The organism is Marinicella gelatinilytica (genome assembly GCF_026410405.1).
Taxonomy (GTDB): Bacteria; Pseudomonadota; Gammaproteobacteria; order Xanthomonadales; family Marinicellaceae; genus Marinicella; species Marinicella gelatinilytica.
Window position 1 is genome coordinate 1 of the sequence record NZ_JAPMLN010000035.1, and the last position, 1,437, is coordinate 1,437.

General features: G+C 41.2%; 1 protein-coding gene. It reads right to left on the minus strand.

Annotated features, from left to right (window positions below; genetic code table 11):
* Window positions 1-324: 324 nt before the first annotated feature.
* Window positions 325-1,356, minus strand: a complete 1,032-nt coding sequence (locus OS173_RS13225) for an IS110 family RNA-guided transposase (protein WP_267184760.1) — start codon at window positions 1,354-1,356, stop codon at window positions 325-327.
* Window positions 1,357-1,437 lie beyond the last annotated feature (81 nt).

Genomic DNA, 1,437 nt, shown 5'->3' on the forward strand with positions numbered 1-1,437 from the left:
TGGTTTTCAGCCTATTTTGGCTGTGTTGTTTTTAAGTTTTCATTCTTTTTCTCTTACACTTACCCACGGCACTGCGCCGAGCAGCGGGGTTTGGGGCAGCGCCCCATTTATGAGTTAAGTTTTTAATCACTGATAATAAATGGTTTCGTACATATATCCGGCCTTTTTGTGAGGTCATTATTGCCTCTGGCCTTGATGAGATCCGAACCTGACTTTCTTATCACACCTACGACCTTTTCATGGTCTTGCCGCGAGCTAGTTTAAAGTCAGGTCGGGTTACCTTTTTATCATCATGCTTTGCTAACTTATCTCAGGTTGGTTGTTTTATTTAAGTTTCAACACATGCTCTGGATTATAAGGCTCGTTTTTACTTAACACTGCCCAGATAATTCTGGCCATTTTATGCGCAACAGCGACTGAAGCCTTATGTAATCCTCGGCGCTCATTGACTCGATCAGCAAACCTTTTAAGCGCATCATCTTGTTTATATGAACATATCACCAAACGGCCACCATGTATCAATAGTTTCCTGAGGTATTTGTTGCCTCGTTTAGACACCCCCTGGTTAACGATTTTCGTCCCACTGGCCCTATGTTTTGGGGTAAGCCCAAGCCATGCAGCAAAGCCTCTGGCATTTTTAAACTGCCTGGCATCACCGACTTGAGAAACCAGTGCGGAGGCAGTGATAGGTCCTATGCCCGGAATCGCCTTAAGTGATTTATATCCCTGATAACAATCCGATATATTTTTCAGTCGCTGTTCAATTGATTTAATACGCTCTTGGACTGTCATAAGTTCTTCATATAACTCATTGAGCTCAGCTCGCATGATAAAGGATAGCTGATTGTCCATATCCTCAATAATTAAAGGTAATTGGGTTCTCATGCAACGATAACTTCGATTAATGATAACCCCATATTCGGCCAAAAGACCTCTGATTTGATTAACGATGGCAGTGCGGTCTCGAACCAGTCTTTCTCTAATACGATGCATCCCCTGAATATCCTGCTGCTCGATGGTTTTTACCGGTACAAAGTGAATCCCAGGTCTTAAACTCGCTTCACAAATGGCCAAAGCATCGTGATGATCATTCTTATTGGTTTTAACAAATGGCTTAACGTGTTGAGGGGGAATTAAATTAACGTTAAAACCCATTGATTGAAATTCTCTTCCCCAGTAGTTTGCTGAATAGCACGATTCCATAACGATGGTTTCTGGTTTAATTTCGAGAACAGAGTGAATTAATTGTTTACGGCGAACTTTCTTATTGGATATGACATGATTGTTGATATCCATAGCACATAACTGAAAAACAGTTTTTGCCAAGTCAATGCCAAGTAATTTACAATGTTTCATGATGAATGTCTCCGGTTGTTAGTCCTTGTTATTTTACAAGACAGGTACTTTGATACCGTCCTGGAGGCGTTCATCACATCA

Coding starts and splice junctions, on each gene's coding strand:
- OS173_RS13225 (WP_267184760.1), bottom strand. CDS start 1,356: ATGAAACATTGTAAATTACTTGGCATTGACTTGGCAAAAACTGTTTTT.